This window comes from Sphingomonas sp., from assembly GCF_041661825.1.
In the GTDB taxonomy this organism is placed as follows: domain Bacteria; phylum Pseudomonadota; class Alphaproteobacteria; order Sphingomonadales; family Sphingomonadaceae; genus Sphingomonas.
Window position 1 is genome coordinate 681327 of record NZ_JBAZTU010000002.1, and the last position, 15147, is coordinate 696473.

A 15147-nucleotide genomic window follows, 5' to 3' on the forward strand; every position below is an offset into this window, starting at 1 on the left:
ACGGCTTGACGCCTGCCCGCCCATGCGCTTCGCAGGGCATCAAGCGGACGTGGCGAAATTGGTAGACGCACGGGACTTAAAATCCCTCGCCCGCAAGGGCATGCGGGTTCGAGTCCCGCCGTCCGCACCATCAGCATTTGACACAGTTGCGTTTCATTCCGGCCTTGGTCGAATGTGACCGGCCACCTCGCAATTCACGCGCGGCAAGAACTCCCCCGGCTCGCGCCTTTCGGACCCGAACTGGTGATGCCGAGGGGAATCACCTACCTCGCCGTGATCACGGACGCCTCGCGCCTCAATGGCCATAAAAATCAGGGAGTGGTCGGCACGCCCGCGCCCCCATCGCCGTCATTTTCCACCTTCGGATCGATAACGTCGGGCTTGTAGCTACCGTCTGGCTGCAGGAAGTCCACGGCGAGCCCGTATATCTGCTCCGCGTTCGCCCCAGTGACTACACCGCTCAGCACTACGCTAAATGCACAGAAATTTGGATAACCCTGGACCCATTCAGAGCTGTACAGCAACCTGCCAACAGCACCAAATTCTTCCATGATGCCAATAGCCCGCCCACCTTTCGTATCCGCTTCACGAAAGCGAGCATTTTTATCAACGATCTCAAATATAATAAAAGCGTGAGAACTGATGTTGCACTCAAAATCGTAATTTGTATCGGCGCTCGAATTTGATACGCCTGCAATTTCATCGATAAGGCTCTTTGTGATGCCTGATTGCGGGGTGGGGCTTGCCATTCGATAGGGTTCAAACATGTCAATTCTTGGGCTGATCTTGTCGCATACATTTATGCGCACCAGAAATGCGTAATTGAGATGTGTCGGCCCGTGCCAAGGCTTCAAAGGAGCAGCCGCAACCGGCGACGCCCTCATAAAAAATTTTTCCGTGGTGGGAACCGCATTACCGTCTGCCATAACAACCTCCTCTATCATTTCACCGATACGCCTGACTCACGGCTGCGAAGTGCTTCGCACAGCTGTAGCTCTTCATTTTTGCCGGCAAGAGCGCCGGGTGTCGCGCATGCATGTAGAGCGGCGGCGACGATAGAACGCGCCTTGCGCGCCTGACTCGGATCGGCGCCAAGAAGCCCTGCCAACCGCACAGTCACGCCTGCCTTTTGGCGGGCGAATGAGCGGTTTTCCGGATCCCCTGCGGCAAGCGGTTCGATGATCAACCTGGCGCGCTGGAAGTGCGCGATGGCCTCCCCCGTACTGCGTAATTGCGCCGCGGCGCGACCAAGCCCGATGAGGCAACCAACCAAGTTCCGTCGCAGCAACGCATTGCCCGAATCACGCGAAAGCAATCCCTCCACTAACGACAATTGACGTAGTCGAGCGGCATGTGCTTGCCCGAACCCACCCTGTTGGTAGAATGAGTCGGCCACCCAACCGTAATTGTCCGCCAGCTGGCGCGCCGCCTCGTCGTCATGCGGCGCCAAGCGGCGCGCTGCCTCGAAATGCGCACCCGCATGTTCGAACAACGTTTGCGCCAGATCCGGGCGTTTCTCGTCCGTCAACGCGAGCGAAGCGAGGTTGCTGGTGGCATACCCCGCTTCCATCTGCCAATCCTTGTTACGCGGATCGCCCGCAACCAATCGCTGTGCCAGCCTCGAATATTGCTGAAAATGGCGGCGTGCAGTAGCAAAGTTGTCGACTTTCCACGCCGCGCTGCCCAGCCAGAATTCGCTTTGCGCGTGAGCAAATAGTCGGTTGGTGTCGTTCGGCCGGCGCGTGAGCAGCATTGCAGTGACGCGATGCGCCTCAGTAAACTTGGCTAGCGCCGCCTTGCCTTGATCGCGTTCCTTGTCGTCCTCGCCCATCGCGTGAAGGATGCGCGCACGCCGGAGCAGGCTGTCGTCGGGGAGGCGCGAGAGGTCGCCTTGCGCCGCGTAATAGGCCATGGCGCGTTCGTTGACCCGCTCCATCACGTCGATATTGCCGACGCCCCGCAGCTTCTCTCTGAGGTCGGTCAACATGAACTCGATCAGCCCTTCTGCCTGGTTGCGTTCGCTCACCGCCTGTGCCCGGGAAACCAGGGCGAATGCGGTGACTGCAATCATCAGTAGCGCGACCGCCACGGCACCAAGCGTGATCGCCATCACGCGCCGCAAACGTCGTTGCGCGTCGCGCTGGACCAGCGCGTCGAGCGGCACGCCGACCAAAGCTGCCACGATTTTCAGGAAGGCGAGGCGCTCTCCATCTCCGTTCGCGCGGAAATCCGCGGCAAGAGGCTCGATACCGCCGACGACCAGCGCGGTCGGCAAGGCAACGCCCGGTTCTCCTCGCGCGAGCGCCACCAGGACCAGAGACTTCGGATGAAGCTCGCGAAACAACTCAATCTCGCGCGTGACCCAATGCGACCCCACCGCGTCAGGCGACGCGACGACGATCAGCGCGGACGAGGCGGCGATCGCCCCACGCACCGCGGCGGACAAGTCCTCCGCAGCGGACAGGTCGTCGCGGTCGCGAAAGATCGGTCCGATCCGCCCCTGCCCTTGGCCCGGCAGCGGCGCGACCTGATCCGCCAGCCTTCGGGGAAGCCGATAGGCTTCGAGCCTTCTCTGGAGTCGCGCGGCAAAGGCCGCGTCGGCATGGCAATAGCTCACGAAAGCCCGAAACGGCCTGACCGAGTCCATAAGATGCCCCCCATACAGTCCCCATCAGGGAGCATGCGCCGACTGCTCGGGCCGCCAAGGGAAAATGTCCCCGATTCGGTTTAATCTATCGGAGCATCATGTGGAGGGCATTGTACCAGAAAATCGCGGGAATTAGCCCGTTACGGTCGCTATGCCGCTCCGACGCCATCTTCCGGCGACCAGCGCGCTTCTTCGATTTTCTTCCAAATCCGATGCATCGTCGCGCGGGGTGCGCCCAGACCGACGCTGTCGGTGGTCTCACGCCAGCGATCCGCCCGCTCGAGCAACTGTGCAACGCGCGGCCCGGGCGTCTGTTCGGCTCCCCAACTCGTAATTGCATTGGCATTGGTCAGCGCGAGCGACAGCGTCGCCACACCGATGACGATCGCCGTCCAGCGCAGGGCGCGCTCCTGCCCCGCCGGGCCGGGCAGATCGACGGGGAATTCCTGTGGCCTGGACATGCTCTCTTCCTAGAAGCGGTAATAGATGAACGGCGCGACGCCCTCGAAACGCATCGCATCGATGACGAGGATCAGCGCGGCCAGGCCGACACCGACCAGCGGCGCGGGCATGGTGCGGATACGGATGGCCATGCCGCCCATCCACCGCGTCGGTACGGCATGGATTGCCAGGCCGAGGCCTATCAACAGCACGATCAACGGCGAGGCGGTGAAGCCGGCCGGGCCGCCGGACGGATCAAGGATCCCGCCGAGATACGCCATCGCATCGGCGAAACTCGCCGCGCGGAAGAAGATCCAGCCGAGCAGAACGACATGGAAGGTGAGCAGCAGCTTCGCCCAGACCGGGAGCGGCGGCCAGTGCTTCGGCACGTAGTCGGCCCAGAAGCGCTCCACCGCCAGCGCGCCACCATGCAGCCCGCCCCAGATGACGAAGGTCCAGCTTGCGCCATGCCACAGGCCGCCGAGCAACATGGTCAGCATCAGGTTGCGATAGGTGGCGATCTTGCCGCCCCGGCTGCCGCCCAGCGCCTCGATATAGAGATAGTCGCGCAGCCATTGCGACAAGGTGATGTGCCAGCGCCGCCAGAAGTCCTGCAGCGACGTTGCGCGATAGGGCTGGTCGAAATTGCGTGGGAAGCGATAGCCGAGCAGCGCCGCCAGCCCGATCGCCATGTCGGTATAGGCGGAGAAGTCGCAATAGATCTGCACCGCATAACCATAGGCGGCGAACAGCAGGTCAAGCGCCGAGTGCGAGGCCGGATCAGCGAACACCGGATCGACGAAACCGACCGCAAGCTCGGACGCGATCACCGTCTTCTTGAACAGGCCCCAGACGATCAGCAGCAGCGCCATCGACACCATCGACCGGTCGAGCTTCGGGCGGGTCTGGAACTGCGGCACCAGATCGGCCGCGCGGACGATCGGTCCGGCGACGAGGTGCGGGAAGAACGACATCAACAGCAAGATGTCGAGCAACGCCGCGGGCTGGACCCGCCGGCGATAGACGTCGACGACATAGCTGATGCCCTGGAAGGTGAAGAAGGAGATGCCGATCGGCAGGATCACCCTTAGTATCGGCAAGTCGCGCTCGAACCCGATCGCGGCAAGCGTCGCGCCGATCTGTTCAGTGAAGAAGTCGAAATATTTGAAGAAGCCGAGGATGATCAGATTGACCGCGACGCCGCAGAGCAGGAGCAGTTTGCGTCGGTCGGCGAAACGATCGTTCGCGAGACCCGCGGCAACCGCCCAGTTCATCAGCGCGGAAAAGATCAGCAGCGGCACGAAGCGCCAGTCCCACGCGCCGTAAAAGACCCAGCTCGCGACGAGCAGCAGGATCTTGCGCCACTCGTTGGAGCGCATCGACCAGACCAGGGTGAAGACGAAGAGGAAGAAAACGCCGAAGGTGAGCGTCGGAAACAGCATGGTTATTCCGCGGATGCGGCTCCCCTGTCGAGGTCGGCCTGAAGGCGCCGTGCGATCTCCAGTCCGCCCGCGGTGTTGAAATGGACATGGTCGCCGCGCATCAGCGGCGTTTCGCGCTGGACCCAGTTGCGGGCGGCACAGGGGCCGCCCATCCGTGCCTGCCAGTCCCACCAGGCCAGACCCATCTCGCCCGCCACCCGGCGCTGGATATCGCGCGCAGCGGCCAAAGCTGGCGGGGCGAACAATGTTGGCAATTCACCCCCGCCCCCGCACCCGATCAGGGCGCCGGGTGCGTTGGTGCGCAGCATGGGCTGCCGGCTGAGCGAATCCGGCGCGCCGAGCAGCAGCACCGGAACATTGCCCGACAGCAGGCGCAGGCGGGTGACCTGCGAGCGCAGCACCGCCTCGAACGCGACCGGATCGAAGTGCGGGGCGAAGCCTTCGTTGGTACCGAAGGCGAGCACGATCAGATCGGGCCGGTAGGTCTTCAATTCCTCCGCCACGACCGCATCGTCAGTCCGCGCGAAATGCGCGAGCTGCGACCCGACCACGCCGAGATTGGACAGTGCAACGCCGCCATCATCGCGAAAGGTCGCCCAGGAGGTGATTGTGAGGCCCCGGGTATCGGCGATGATCTCGACCGACATGCGCGACATGGCCGAGCGGATCGTCCGGCAGATCGGGCGCTGCGACGGGGCGGTGAAATCCAGCTGCCCCTGACCTTCCCCATCAAACCGGACGGCCACGCCGCCCATATCCGGCCCGCCGATGGCGCAGAGCACGAACCGGTCGAACGCCATGCCCGGCCCTGCGTTCAGCGCCATGCTCGCACCGGCGCGTATCGCCGTCATGCTGAAGCCCGACAGGCCGAGCAGCGGTCGCGGCGCGACCGCCCCCTTGCCGAAGGTCGCACCGACCGCCCAGCCGGACGACATGGAGGCCGTGACGCCGCGCGTGATATAGCCGTCATAGGGACGGCCCGGCGGCAGCACGCCCCGGCCCCCGCCGCCGAACCGCACCTGCAACATGTCGCGCCACGCGCCGGTGATCGCGTCGCCTGCGGTATGGCTGTCGCCGATCTGAAGGATATGGACCGGCGCTATACCCGTCGCGCCGCGAGCAGCTTCGAGCCTGGCGAAATAGGGCGCCAGCGCTTCGGGATTGCACATCGGCCCGGCGCAGTTCGACGCGACCGCGGTCGTCGAAAGCGCGGCCAGAGTCAGCACGGCGAGTTTCACTTCGCTGCTTCCCCGCCCCCGGTGGCGGGCGTGCCGGCGACGGTGCGGGCAGCGTCCGCATAGTTGCGGATCCGACCAGCCAGCCCGCGCGTGATCCAGAGATAGCCGGTCATCGACATATGCACGCCGTCCGCGGCGCGGATCAGGGTGCGCTTGCCCGACTTCGGATCGTTCAGATAGGTCGCGAAATTGCCCTGCGCGTCGGAGGCGACGGGGCGGGTGTCGATGAACGGCACGCCGAGTTTCGCCATGCGCTCGGCATAGAAATCGTTGATCGCCGTGACATCGGCATCGAGCGATTCCTTGCCGATGCGCGGCAGGCCGACCCAATAGACCATCGCGTGATGGCGCCGCATCAGCGCGACGTAGCGATCGAGGCGTCCGCCGACTTCCTGCTGCCAGAGCGGCCCCATGAACTTGGCATATTTGCCCTGGGGTGTGATGATGCCCTGCGCATCATTGGCGCCGAACGAGATGATCGCAATGTCGAGCGGCGCGTCGCCAAGCTGTTCCGCGGCGTGGGTTTCCAGGTTCAGGCTCTTGTAGCGCGTGAAGCCGGTGGCCGGCTGGCTATACTTCACGACCTCATAGCCCGCCTTGCTGGGCAGCTGCTGCGCGAGCCCCCACCACACTCCGTCGCCGAAGCTGTCGCCGAACACCCCGACCTTGATCCGATCGCCGGTCGCAACCGTCTTCACCAGTTGCTGGAACGGCGCGGCATATTGGCGGATCAGCGCGTCCTCAACCTGGGCCGATACCGGCATCGGCCGGGAAACGGCCGGCCTGGGCGACAGCGCCGCCGCGGCGGATGCGCTGCTGCCCGCCTGAAAGGCCCAGCCGATCGCTGCCCCCACGGCCGTGCCGAGCAGGAGCACCGCCGTTCGGTCGAGCAGGATGCGCAGCGAGGGGCGATTTGACGAAGAAATCAGGTCGATATGACGCGCAACATCCTGCGGCGCTTGCACTGTACCCTGCAACACGGCGTTCATACTTTCAATAGGAGCATGTATTCTAACGTACGATGCATTCATGCGCCTCATACATTCGCCTTGTCTATAGATGCACGCGGTATTGCAGAATTTTACGGCAATCTGGCAACTTTGTACGCTATACCCGCAAGAAACTATGGATAGTATTACTTGGATATTTCTTGTTCACGCTGGCATAGATTGACACCACAGACGATACCGACGAGATTCCGAATAATCATCCAGGCCGGATCGGATAATTTTCATGGATAGAATAGATACGAATTTCAATCCGATCTTCGTTCTCAATAGCATCGCCAAAAAGGGTGACGCTCTTCATCAAGCCTCACAGTGAACGTCGTGGATTCCATCTGGATTCGCTGATCGAATTCGACCGGAATGGCTATTGTCCCCTTCTGTTCCGGCGAGAACCGCAAGCAGGTGGAAGCCCGGCGCGCAAGACGATAGGAACGGACGTGGTTTCCCCCTCGCCTCTCCAGAATCGCCCCGGTCGCGGGCCTCAGCGAAGACCCTGTCGCCTTCTCGTCACGGCCTTGTGCGTCACCGCGCTGACCGGCGGCTGCAGCCGGAAGGAGCACGGCGCGCATACCGCCCTGGTCCGGCTGTCGGACGATGAGGTCAAGAATCTCGATCCGCAGAAAATCTCCGATCTTACCTCGCTTCGCGTCGCCGAAGACCAGTTCGAGGGGCTGACACGGCATCGCGGCGACGGGCATGCCGAACTGGGCCTGGCGAACACAGTGCGCTGCACCGCGGACAAGCTTTCCTGTCGCTTCACCTTGAAACCAGGCCTGTGTTTCTCTGACGGCACGCCGATCACCGCCGCGACCTTTGCGGCCGGTTTTGCCCGGCTGCGCGACCCGAAGACCACCGCGCCCAACGCGAAGCTGTTCGAGGGCATCAAGGCCATCGTGGCCGACGATCCGGCGACCGTCACCGTCACCCTGCACCGTCCTTTGCCCTGGCTCGACGAACTGCTCGCCCAACCCGCGCTTGCGGCGCTGCCGATGCACCGGATCGCCGCGGCGGAGGACCGCTGGACCAGCGACCGCCCGCTCGTCACCTCGGGCGCCTACCGGCTGACGGGCTGGCGGCTCGGCGACCGGCTGACGCTTGCCCGCAACCCTTTCTGGCATGATCGCCCTGCCCCCACTCCGATCATCGTCTGGCAGCCAGCCGAGGATAAATTGGCGGCGCTGCGACGCTTCCGCGGGCGTGAGGCGGATACGATCAGCGACATTCCGGGGAGTCGGATCGAATGGGTGCGCAAGCACCTGCCCGGCGCGGCGCGGATCGCGCCTTACGCCGGCACCTATTATCTCGCCTTCAACACCCGCAAGCCGCCGTTCGACGACGTCCGTGTGCGCCGCGCACTCTCGATGGCGATCGACCGCGACTGGATCGCGACCCGGCTGATGGGTACCGGCGAGACTGGTGCGCTCGGCCTGGTGCCGTCAGTGCTCGGCGGGCGCGACCCCGACGTCTTCGTCGCACCGGATCGCCCAGCCGCAATCCGGCGCTTGCTCGCGGAAGCCGGATACGGCCCTGCGCACCCGCTCGTCTTCGATGTCCGGTTCAACAGCGGCGGAGACCATCGGCGGATCGCGGTGGTGCTCGCGGCGATGTGGCGGCCTTACGGCGTCGAGGCGCGGCTGCTCAACAGCGAGGCAGCGCTGCATTTCGCCGCGCTGCGGCTCGGCGATTTCCAGCTTGCCCGATCCGGCTGGATCGCCGACGTGCCGCGCGCGGAGAATTTCCTCGCGGTGCATTTGAGCGGCGCGGGCGCGGTCAATTATTCGGGTTATGCCAATGCCGAATATGACCGGCTGGTCGCACAGGCGCTCGACACGGTCGATCCGGCCGCCCGCGCCGCGCTGCTGCAGACGGCGGAGGAGCGCCTGCTGCGTGCCGCGCCGATCCTGCCGATCTATCATTATGTCAGCCGCTCGCTGGTGGCGCCCGACGTTCAGGGATGGCAGGATAATGCAATGAACATCCATCCCAGCCGCCTGCTGTACCGGGATTCGCGATGAAGATTGGCGCGGTGCTCCTCGTCGCGCTGCTGCTGGCGGGCTGCGGTCGTCGGTCGGATGCAGGTCCGGTCGTGGTCAGCGCGATCGGCGAGGCGCCCGCACTCGCCGATTCATCGCAAGGGCCGCTCGGCACGCCCTCCCGCCTGTTGGTGGATTCCACCGCACAAGGTCTGGTCCGCTTCGATACCAGCGGGCAGATCGAGCCGGGCGTCGCCGAGCGCTGGATCGTGATCGACGACGGCATGAGCTATATCTTCCGGCTGCGCGACACCGAATGGAGCGATGGTCGGCCAGTGAGCGCTGACGAGGTGGTGGCGATCCTCCGCCGCCAAATAAACTCCCGTTCGCGCAATCCCCTGCTGCCCTTTCTGAGCGCAATAGACGAAATCGTCGAGATGACGCCGCAAGTGATCGAAATCCGGCTGAAACGGCCGCGCCCCGACCTGCTCAAGCTCTTCGCCCAGCCGGAGCTCGCCCTGTTCCGCACCCGCCCACCGGGCGGCAGCGGCCCGTTCCGCGTCACGGAAAGCTATCACGACGGCGCGATGTTGCGCCCGGCCTTCGATCCGGCGCGCTCGCCGGACGACGAGGCTGCGGAGCCTGGCCCTGAGCAGAATGTCCGCCTGATCGGCGAGCGCGCGGCACGCGCCATCGCACGGTTTGCCAAGCGCGATTCGGACATGGTCACCGGCGGCAGTTTTGCTGACTGGCCGCTGCTCGCCACCGCCGAGATCGCGCCCGCCAACCAGCGGGTCGACCCTGCCGCCGGGCTGTTCGGCCTGGCGATCGCCAGCCGCGCGGGATTCCTGGCCGAGGCCGCGAACCGCGCCGTGGTTGCCCGATCGGTGGATCGCCAGGCGATCGTCAGCGCCTTCGCCCCCGCCTGGAATGCGACCGCGCAGCTCCTGCCCGACCGGCTCGATTCAGCGGCACCGCCCACCCCCGGCTGGGTCGCGTCCGCCACGGATACGACACCAGCGATCGAGCGGGTGCGCGCGTGGCGCGCGACGCATGACGGGCCGCTGGTACTCCGCATCGCGTTGCCGCCCGGGCCGGGTTCGACGATTCTCTATGGTATCGTGGCATCGGGGCTGCAGCGGATCGGCATCGATACGCAGCGGGTGGCGATCGACGCGGATGCCGATCTGCGTCTGATCGATGCAGTCGCCCCTTATGACAGCGCGCGCTGGTATCTTGGCACTGCCTGCCAGCCCTGCGGCGCCGACGCGCAGGCAGCAGTGGAAGCAGCCCGCGACGCCCCGACACTGGAGCAACGCGCGGCCCGGATCGCTGAGGCGGATGCCGCGGTGGCAGCCGATATCGCTTATATTCCCATTGCCCGGCCGCTACGCTGGTCGCTCGTCGCGCTGCGGCTGGGGCAGTGGCAGGGGAACTCTCGTGCCTGGCACCCGTTGAATCACCTGCGTAACGACACCAAATGAGGTGACATGGCGAACCGTGCGACCCGAATGACCCCAGACCCCCTCGGCAAGATCGCGGGCAGCCTGACCGGCAGCGACGCCGCGTCGGTGCGCAAGCGCATCGTGGCGATGGAGCATCTGCTCGAGGGTCTGTTCACCATCCCCGGTATCAACCGTAAGGTCGGGCTCGACGTGATCCTTGACGTGATCCCGATCGGTGGCGGTGCCATTGCCGCGCTGATGGGCGCCTGGATGGCGTGGGAAGCCCGCAACCTGGGCATGTCCAAATCGCAGGTCGCGCGCATGGCAGGCAATATCGGCGTCGACTTCCTGCTCGGCCTGATCCCCTGGGTCGGCGCAGTCCCCGATTTCTTCTTCCGCTCGAACACCCGCAACCTGCGGATCATCAAGCGTCACCTCGACAAGCACCATCCTTCGACGGCGGTGATCGATCAATAGCAACGCACGGATCGCGCTTCAGCGGGATCCGCGCCAGATCTTCAACGCGGCCGTCGCCGGCAAGCCGCCGCTGCCCGGCTTGCAGCGCTCATAAGCGAAGCTTTTGTCGAGGCAGATCCACAACTCGTCGAGCCAACCCTGACGGTTGGCGGTCACCCGGATCGCATTCGCCGGCAGGCCGGGGTTTGCCTTGGCCATGGCCGCCGCGAATCCGCCCGCCGTCGGATTGGCGCGCGAGAGCGTGTCCATGTCCGGATAGCGCAGTTTCGCGTAGAGCCCGGTCGAGCGGGCGAAATAGTCGGCTGGCGTGGTGCGCATGCAGGTGCCGTGCTTGGCCCATTCATGCTGCAGCAGTTGTACCGAGGGCGTTGCGCAAAGATGCTTGCGGATCACCTGGCGCGGCAGGATCGCGGTTGCAGTGCAATATTGCGGCCATTCCTTGCCCACGCCATCCGGCCATAGGCCATGGAGCGTAAAGCCGAAGCGATTGCCGCTGCCGCACTCGAGCCGTGCCGAAGCATTGCGGGCATGGTCGTGGCAATATTGCGGGGCCCAGGTGACGGCGAGGGTATAGCCGCCGATCGGCAGCACCCGTTTCGGCTCGCTTCGGCTCGGCAGGTCAGGCCGCGGGCGCGCAAGATTGGCGGGAATCGCGCATTTATAGGCCTGAGCCTGAGCGACGCTTGGAACCGCGGCAAGCAGGGCCGCGACGAGGAGCGCCGGCTTCATGCGACCACTCCCGCTTTCGCGCCGAACCAGGGCCTGGCGTCGGGGCGGAACAGCATCGCGACTGCATAGGCCTGAAGCACGGTCGAGAACAGGCCGAGCAGGCCGCTCAGCCCCATCGAATAATGCCCGGTCGGGATCGCATAAAGCGTCCATGCCAACGCCAAAGCGACGAAGATGGTGACGACCCATTTGGCGATCATGCTGCCGTTGCGGGCGACGAAGAACCACAGGAGCACGGCGATGCCGAACCCTAGCGCGGTTGTCAGCGGCAGGGTCGCGTTGCCGAACATCTGCGGCGTCAGCAGCGCCCGCTCCTCCCGTTCGGACCAGGACAGGGCCGTGTTGACCACATCGACGCCGATCGCGGCGAGATAGAAACGTTCGAACTGGATGATCGAATTCGGCCTGCTCATCGATGCGTTCCCCCCGGTTGATTCGATATGCCGGGCGACCCCCGGGACTCAATGGTGATTCAGACGCTCTCCGCCGGCTTCTCGCCGAACCAGACCGGCGTGTCAGGGCGGAAAAGGAACCAGATCGCAGCGATCTGGAGGATCGGCTGGACGATGGCAAATGCGGTGCGGATCGGATCCCGCGACCCGATCGACAAAAGGGTGATCGCGGCGATGATCACGCCAAACGCGACCAGAACCGTCGCAATCCACTTCGCGATCACGCTGCCCCGCCACGCGATGAAGAACCAGAGGAGCAGCGGTATCGCGAAGCCGATCGCCGTCGATACCGGCAGATACCAGCGCCCCAGCCCGATCGTCAGGAACCTCAGAAGCGGCCAGGCGAGTATGATACTCACGACGTTGATCACGAACGCCGCAAGATAGAAGCGCTCGAACATCAATATCGATCGTGGTCGTTTCACCGAGTCGCACCCCTCCGCCTGTCGGCAGCTTAGTCCTCTTTTGTTCTCATGCAACCGTCAGGCGGCGGCAGTGAAATCGAGCCCGATATCCGCGGCCGGGGCCGACTGGGTCAGCCGCCCGACACTGATGAAGGTGACCCCGGTTTCAGCGATCGCGCGGATCGTGTCGAGCCGTACGCCGCCCGACGCCTCGGTCGGCACGCGCCCGCCGATCAGGGTGACGGCGCCGCGCAGCATCGGCGGGTCCATATTGTCGAGCAGCAGGTGCGTGGCGCCGGCGGCAAGCGCCGGCTCGATCTGGTCAGTCGAGTCGACCTCGACAATGATCCGCGCAATCCCCGCGACCTTCGCGCGCCGCACTGCCTCACCGATGCCGCCGGCAACCGCGACATGATTGTCCTTGATCATCGCCGCGTCCCACAGACCCATGCGGTGATTGGTCGCCCCGCCCATCCGCGTGGCATATTTCTCCAGCAGGCGCAGGCCGGGGATGGTCTTGCGCGTGTCGAGCAAAATGGCGCCCGTGCCGAGGATCTTGTCGACATAGCTGCGCGTCAGCGTGGCAATGCCCGACAGATGCTGGACGGTGTTGAGCGCCGATCGCTCGGCCGTCAGCATGGCGCGGGCGCTGCCCTCCAGACGCATCAGATCGGTGCCTGCCGCGACCCGGTCGCCATCCTGGACCAGCCGCTCGATCCGCACGTCCGGATCGAGCGCGCGGAAGAACGCCTCGGCGATCGGCAAGCCCGCGACGACGATCGCGTCGCGGCTGTCCATCACGCCAGTGAAGCGCGCATCGGCGGGGATGACGGCGGTGGAGGTGATGTCGCCGGCATCGCCAAGGTCCTCGGCCAGTGTGGCGGCGACAAAGGCAGGCAGGTCGAAGCCGGGCAAGATCCAGTCAGTCGGACCGACCTGCTGTGCCGGAGAAAGAGTGTCCGACATCATCATCCGCTCCGCAACTGCCACGGTTCAGCTTTGTCCACACAACGGAGCGAACGCAAGCGCCCAGCCAGAGGATCATATGGATAACTGACCGTTAACCATCGCCGCCTATCGTCGGACCGACAAAGCGGGCGGAGACATTCACCATGGCGCACGGCGCATTCATCGAACCCAATCAGGCGCTGGAAGACCTCGCCAATCCAGCCGAGGCGCTGAACATCCAGATTCATTCGGGGTTTCGCGCGGCCAAGCATGCCCGGCACCTGAAGGGCCAGAATCGCATCTTCGACCAGATCATCGCCCGGCTTTCCAAGCTCGATCTTCCCTATGAAGATCAGTGCTCGACCGAATATTATTTCGACCTGGTCCGTACGCTGCGCGATTTCAACGGCGAGTTCGATCGCCTGGTCGAAGTCGGCGTCTTCATGGGCGGTTCGTCCGGAATTTTCGCAGGCTGCATCGGCCCGTTCGACGTGGACCTGGACATGGTCGATATCAGCGCCAACTATCTGCAATTCGCCTATGAGCGCGTCCGTCGCATGTATCCGGAGAGCACCGGCCGCATCCGCCTGTTTCACGGCGACCTGCCCTCCTATGTGCGGACGGTGATGCTGGAAGAGCCGGTGCGCACCATCGTCCATCATGACGGCGCGCATGATTTCAACCAGGTCGTGCGCGACATGGCGGCGCTGTCGTTCGTGCGCGAGCAGCTCGTCGCGATCATCGCGCAGGACACGCATCTGCGCGGGACAGTGCACCACATGAATTTCGTCGACATGGCGATGTACGCGGTGTTCGGTCTCGACTTGAATTATGCCCCGATCGGCAAGCGCTATCCCGAAATGGATTCGCGGACCGCGCCGAACAAATATCAGGGCAACTACTTCGTGCCCGACGCTGCGGAAGGGTTCGTCCTGCCGATGGCGGTCAACGAATTCCACTATCCGCATCCGGATCTATCGATCGACGATTTCCTGCCGGCGCCGACGCTCAAGCTCGTGGCAAACGGCTAGGATTGTTTCCAGGGCTAAGCCGGCCTCGCCCCGGCGCACGATCAGGGGCGTTGTGTGGTACCGCGCAACGCCTCGATCCGAAAACAGGGCGATGCGTCCCGGGTCTGTTCGAGCCGCCACTTGCCGGCGACTGGCGCGAAACGGAAGTGCAGGCGGGCAAAACGATCGGCACGTGCCGGGTGGCTTTGCCACTGGTCCTGCAGTTTTTCACTATCCTCGCTCGACAGCGACGACAGTTCGACGCAGTCGTTTCCGACCCAGCGATCTACTTCATATACTTGCCCGGATGGCAAATCTTCGGCACTGACATAGGCCAGCCGAACGATGCTGTCCCGCCGGACCTCCCAAACGCCGATACCCACAAAATCGTCCTGAGTATTCGGATCGACCTGTGCGGACGCGATCCGGCTGCGGTCCTCCGAAAAATCGGGCAGGCCACCGACATCGACGTTTGCTCCACTGAGCCGATCGACCACCTGATGCCCGGATGCCTCAAACCCGGAATGACCGAAATCGAGAAAGCGTTTGTCATCGCTCAGGGTGACCTCCCTGATTTCAGATATCCAGCTTAGCGCCACGCATGCCGGCTTGCCGGCGAGACCCTGGATGGTGATCACGGTTTTCGTCGAACTGACGATGTCGCGATACTCCCGGGGAATCGAAGGAGCCTTGTCGGCCTCTCCATAATCTTTCCCATCGTTCGGCGGATACCATTCAGGGCAGGTCTGACGCGCTGCACGAACCGGTGCTGCCGGTATCCCGAGCTTCGTGATTTTCGGATCCTGAGGAATCGGCCCTGACTTCTCGGATCCGCAGGCGGCGAGCAGCAACGCCGCAATGCACGCAGCCCTACTGGTCCCGACTGCCCATCCAGGTCGATAGGTTGCCATTATGTTCCATATATGCCGCGGAC

At 64.1% G+C, this 15147-nt stretch carries 15 protein-coding genes and 1 tRNA gene; 5 read left to right on the plus strand and 11 right to left on the minus strand.

What is annotated here, in order from left to right:
- Positions 1–43 precede the first annotated feature (43 nt).
- Positions 44–130: transfer RNA gene (locus WC729_RS10440), tRNA-Leu, on the plus strand.
- Positions 131–311: 181 nt separating this feature from the next.
- Here the strand turns inward: WC729_RS10440 and WC729_RS10445 are convergent.
- From WC729_RS10445 to WC729_RS10470, 6 genes are all read right to left on the minus strand, one after another.
- Positions 312–926 carry a hypothetical protein gene (locus tag WC729_RS10445; RefSeq protein ID WP_372852318.1) on the minus strand — a complete coding sequence of 205 codons (615 nt, stop codon included), beginning with the start codon at positions 924–926 and terminating at the stop codon, positions 312–314.
- Positions 927–940: 14 nt separating this feature from the next.
- Entirely contained in the window at positions 941–2647 is a 1707-nt protein-coding gene (locus WC729_RS10450; protein ID WP_372852320.1) for a toll/interleukin-1 receptor domain-containing protein, read from the minus strand.
- 149 nt (positions 2648–2796) lie between these two features.
- Positions 2797–3108: a hypothetical protein gene (locus WC729_RS10455; RefSeq protein WP_372852322.1), complete on the minus strand. Its 312-nt coding sequence runs from the start codon at positions 3106–3108 to the stop codon at positions 2797–2799.
- Between the two features lie 9 nt (positions 3109–3117).
- On the minus strand, positions 3118–4530 hold the full coding sequence (locus WC729_RS10460) for an MBOAT family protein (RefSeq protein ID WP_372852324.1): 1413 nt from the start codon (positions 4528–4530) through the stop codon (positions 3118–3120).
- A 2-nt stretch (positions 4531–4532) separates the two neighbouring features.
- Positions 4533–5768 carry a GDSL-type esterase/lipase family protein gene (locus tag WC729_RS10465; RefSeq protein WP_372852326.1) on the minus strand — a complete coding sequence of 412 codons (1236 nt, stop codon included), beginning with the start codon at positions 5766–5768 and terminating at the stop codon, positions 4533–4535.
- Positions 5765–6748, minus strand: coding sequence for a GDSL-type esterase/lipase family protein (locus tag WC729_RS10470; RefSeq protein WP_372852328.1), 984 nt, complete (start codon positions 6746–6748; stop codon positions 5765–5767). Before WC729_RS10470 ends, WC729_RS10465 begins: the two co-directional genes overlap by 4 nt.
- A gap of 542 nt (positions 6749–7290) precedes the next feature.
- On the opposite strand from WC729_RS10470, the gene WC729_RS10475 reads away from it, so the two are divergent.
- Genes WC729_RS10475 through WC729_RS10485 form a run of 3 tightly spaced genes read left to right on the plus strand, consistent with a single transcriptional unit; the run spans position 7291 to position 10670 of the window.
- The gene (locus WC729_RS10475; RefSeq protein WP_372852330.1) at positions 7291–8790 is read left to right on the plus strand and encodes an ABC transporter substrate-binding protein; all 1500 of its coding nucleotides are present in this window, start codon (positions 7291–7293) and stop codon (positions 8788–8790) included.
- A complete protein-coding gene (locus WC729_RS10480) occupies positions 8787–10232 on the plus strand; it encodes an ABC transporter substrate-binding protein (RefSeq protein WP_372852332.1) in 1446 nt (481 codons plus the stop codon). Before WC729_RS10475 ends, WC729_RS10480 begins: the two co-directional genes overlap by 4 nt.
- Positions 10233–10259: 27 nt before the next feature.
- Positions 10260–10670 (plus strand): DUF4112 domain-containing protein, encoded by a 411-nt coding sequence (locus WC729_RS10485; protein ID WP_372852334.1) that lies wholly within the window; start codon positions 10260–10262, stop codon positions 10668–10670.
- Positions 10671–10688: 18 nt separating this feature from the next.
- On the opposite strand, the gene WC729_RS10490 is transcribed toward WC729_RS10485, so the two are convergent.
- From WC729_RS10490 to nadC, 4 genes are read right to left on the minus strand one after another with little or no spacing between them, the layout of a single operon-like run.
- Positions 10689–11399 carry a ribonuclease T gene (locus WC729_RS10490; protein ID WP_372852336.1) on the minus strand — a complete coding sequence of 237 codons (711 nt, stop codon included), beginning with the start codon at positions 11397–11399 and terminating at the stop codon, positions 10689–10691.
- A complete protein-coding gene (locus WC729_RS10495; protein ID WP_372852338.1) occupies positions 11396–11812 on the minus strand; it encodes a hypothetical protein in 417 nt (138 codons plus the stop codon). Before WC729_RS10495 ends, WC729_RS10490 begins: the two co-directional genes overlap by 4 nt.
- Before the next feature lie 59 nt (positions 11813–11871).
- Entirely contained in the window at positions 11872–12276 is a 405-nt protein-coding gene (locus WC729_RS10500; RefSeq protein ID WP_372852340.1) for a hypothetical protein, read from the minus strand.
- Positions 12277–12333: 57 nt separating this feature from the next.
- Positions 12334–13224 (minus strand): carboxylating nicotinate-nucleotide diphosphorylase, encoded by an 891-nt coding sequence (nadC, locus tag WC729_RS10505; protein ID WP_372852342.1) that lies wholly within the window; start codon positions 13222–13224, stop codon positions 12334–12336.
- Between the two features lie 143 nt (positions 13225–13367).
- Between nadC and WC729_RS10510 the strand changes: the two genes are divergently transcribed.
- Entirely contained in the window at positions 13368–14234 is an 867-nt protein-coding gene (locus tag WC729_RS10510; protein ID WP_372852344.1) for a hypothetical protein, read from the plus strand.
- A gap of 41 nt (positions 14235–14275) precedes the next feature.
- Here the strand turns inward: WC729_RS10510 and WC729_RS10515 are convergent, their stop codons facing one another.
- A complete protein-coding gene (locus tag WC729_RS10515) occupies positions 14276–15064 on the minus strand; it encodes a hypothetical protein (RefSeq protein ID WP_372852346.1) in 789 nt (262 codons plus the stop codon).
- Positions 15065–15147 lie beyond the last annotated feature (83 nt).